Here is a 3,052-nt window from a genome sequence, read left to right as displayed (position 1 = left end):
GGCTGGCCGCGTGGGCCGGGCTGGCGGTGGCCGCCGTCGTCGGGCCGGACGACCTCACCGGCGCTCTGGTGGCCGCTGGCTGGCTCGGGCACGCCGGTTGGGACCTGGCGCACCACCGCACCGGCCGGGTGGTGCCCCGGGGGTACGCGGAGTGGTGCGGGGTGCTCGACGCCGTGGTGGGGGTGAACGTCGCGCTGGCCCTCCTGCTCGGGTGATCCCGCGGCCGTGGGACGTGGTCAGGCCGACGGTTGTGCCGGTCGCCGCGACGGGCCGGCGCGGGTGATGAAAGGCTTGACGCATGAGTTCCGCACCGACCCCGACCGACCCCACCCCCGCCACCGACGACGAGGCGACCGCCTTCGCCGACCTGGGACTGCGCCCCGAGCTGCTGGGCGCCCTGTCCGCCCTCGGCTACGAGGAGCCGACCCCGATCCAGCGCGAGGCCATCCCGCCGCTGCTGGCCGGCCGGGACCTGCTGGGGCAGGCGGCGACCGGTACGGGTAAGACCGCCGCCTTCGCCCTGCCCCTGCTCCAGCGGATGCCGGACGACCGGAGCGCCGGCGACCCGGCGTCGCTGGTGCTGGTGCCCACCCGGGAGCTTGCGGTGCAGGTTTCCGAGGCGTTCCACCGCTACGGCAAGGATCTGGGCGCCCGGGTGCTGCCGATCTACGGCGGGCAGCCGATCGGCCGGCAGCTGCGCGCGCTCGACATGGGCGTGGACGTGGTGGTGGCCACCCCGGGCCGGGCCCTGGACCACATCGCCCGGGGCACGCTGCGGCTCGGGTCGCTGGCCACGGTGGTGCTGGACGAGGCGGACGAGATGCTCGACATGGGCTTCGCCGAGGACATCGAGGCGATCCTGGAGCACGCCCCGGAGCAGCGGCAGACGGTGCTCTTCTCGGCGACCATGCCGTCGCGCATCGACGGGCTCGCCCGGCAGCACCTGACCGACCCGGTACGCATCCAGATCGGCCGGGAGCAGCCGGTCGCCGGGGAGCAGCCCCGGGTGCGGCAGAGCGCGTACATCGTGGCTCGGGGGCACAAGCCGGCGGCGCTGGGCCGGGTGCTGGACGTGGAGTCCCCCACCGCGGCGATCGTGTTCTGCCGCAGCCGCGAGGAGGTGGACCGGCTCACCGAGACGATGAACGGCCGCGGCTACCGGGCCGAGGCGCTGCACGGCGGGATGAGCCAGGAGCAGCGGGACCGGGTGATGGGCCGACTGCGGGGGGGCACCGCGGACCTGCTGGTGGCGACCGACGTGGCGGCCCGCGGGTTGGACGTCGAGCAGCTCACCCACGTGGTCAACTACGACGTGCCGTCGGCGCCGGAGTCGTACGTGCACCGGATCGGCCGGGTCGGCCGGGCCGGCCGGGAGGGGGTGGCGATCACCCTCGCCGAGCCGCGCGAGCACCGAATGCTCAAGACGATCGAGCGGGTGACCGGCCAGCGGATCGCCATCGACAAGATTCCAACGGTGGCGGACCTGCGTACCCGGCGGCTGGAGCTGACCCAGGCCGCGTTGCGGGAGTCGCTGCTGGAGGACGACCTGGAGCCGTTCCGGGCCATCGTCGAGTCGCTGTCGGACGAGTTCGACATGATGGAGGTCGCCCTCGCCGGGGTGAAGCTTGCCCACGAGGCCACCTTGCCCGGCACCACCGACGAGGAAGCGGAGATCCCGCAGGTCGCGGTCCGGCCGGCCAGGGAAGGCCGACCGGGGTACGAGGGCCGCGGGGAGCGGCGCGGCGGGCGGCCCCGGGCGGCCGGCACGACGCAGGTCTTCATCGGGCTGGGCCGGCGCGCCGGGGTCCGGCCGCAGGACCTGGTCGGGGCGATCACCGGGGAGACCGGGGTCAGCGGGCGGGACATCGGCTCGATCGAGATCGCCGACCGGTTCTCGCTGGTGGAGATCCCGAACGCGGTCGCCGACGAGGTGATCGCCGGCCTGCGGGGCAGCACCATCAAGGGCCGCAAGGCGACGGTACGGCGGGACCGCGACGGCGACGGCGACGGCGGCGGCGATCGGCGGGAGCGCCGGGACCGCTGGTGACGGCCGCCGGGCGGGGGAACCCTCGGGCTCCCCCTCCCGGCACGGGGTCAGAAGGCGTACGGGCCGAACCGGCCCCACGCCACCACGAGGGCGGCGAGCAGCAGCACGGCGGTGACGACCGCCATCTGGGTCTCCTTCGCACGAGCGTGCAGCACGACCGCGCCAAGCAGCACGATCGCGAGGCCCACGGCGGCGAGCGGGGTGAGCACCGGGGCGATGCCGGTCACCGCCGGCAGGATCAGCCCGAGCGCGCCGAGCACCTCGGCCGTGCCGAGCAGCTTGGCCCGGGCCGGCGGCACCAACGCCATCCGCTCGCGCAGCTTCTCCTCCGGAAGGGTGATCTTGGCCAGGCCGGCGCCGAGAAAGATCAGGGCGAGGATGACCTGGAGAGCCCACAGCAGAACGTTCACGAATACCTCTTCGGGGATGGCGGCCGGTGGGCCGAGGTACTTGATGATTCAAGTAGGCACGCTACGGCCTGAATACTTGAACCGTCAAGTAACGGTAGGCTGGTGTCATGGAGGACACCCGCTGGCTGACCGACGAGGAGCAGCAGGTCTGGCGGCGGCTGGTGCACCTGGTGACCGTGCTGCCGGCCGCGCTCGACGCCCAGTTGCAGCGCGACGCCCGACTGACCCACTTCGAGTACCTGGTGCTCGCCATCCTCAGCGAGACTCCCGGTCGGTCCCGCCGGATGACCGACCTCGCCGGCCTGGTCAACGGCTCCCAGTCCCGGCTGTCGCACCTGGTGGGGCGGCTGGAGCGCCGTGGCCTGATACACCGGGAACGCAGCACCGAGGATCGCCGTGGGTCGGTCGCCGTGCTCACCGAAGCCGGCTGGGCCGCCGTGGTGGCCGCGGCGCCCGGGCACGTGGCCCACGTGCGCTCGCTGGTCTTCGACCAGCTCACCCCCGAGCAGGTCCGCCGACTGGGCGACACCCTCGCCGCGATGCTCGACCGAATCGCCCCGGCCGACAGCTGCCCCGGACCCACGAACCCCTGCTG

The 3,052-nt window shown here is 73.8% G+C and carries 3 protein-coding genes and 1 pseudogene; 3 read left to right on the top strand and 1 reads right to left on the bottom strand.

Annotated elements, in window-relative coordinates:
* Nucleotides 1-215 (top strand): annotated as a pseudogene (locus DKL51_RS33130) (hypothetical protein); the annotation flags it as partial.
* An 83-nt stretch (nt 216-298) separates the two neighbouring features.
* Nucleotides 299-2,047 carry a DEAD/DEAH box helicase gene (locus tag DKL51_RS33125; protein WP_109943027.1) on the top strand — a complete coding sequence of 583 codons (1,749 nt, stop codon included), beginning with the start codon at nt 299-301 and terminating at the stop codon, nt 2,045-2,047.
* 47 nt (nt 2,048-2,094) lie between these two features.
* On the opposite strand, the gene DKL51_RS33120 is transcribed toward DKL51_RS33125, so the two are convergent.
* A complete protein-coding gene (locus DKL51_RS33120; RefSeq protein WP_109943028.1) occupies nt 2,095-2,457 on the bottom strand; it encodes a DoxX family protein in 363 nt (120 codons plus the stop codon).
* Between the two features lie 107 nt (nt 2,458-2,564).
* Here DKL51_RS33120 and DKL51_RS33115 point away from each other — a divergent pair.
* Nucleotides 2,565-3,052: MarR family winged helix-turn-helix transcriptional regulator (locus DKL51_RS33115; protein WP_109943029.1), on the top strand; the 488-nt coding region annotated here is incomplete at its 3' end.

Origin of the sequence: Micromonospora globispora (genome assembly GCF_003857015.1) — a bacterium.
Taxonomy (GTDB): domain Bacteria; phylum Actinomycetota; class Actinomycetes; order Mycobacteriales; family Micromonosporaceae; genus Micromonospora; species Micromonospora globispora.
The sequence above is the reverse complement of the archived record's forward strand: the minus strand, read 5'-3'. Positions and strand labels throughout refer to the sequence as shown.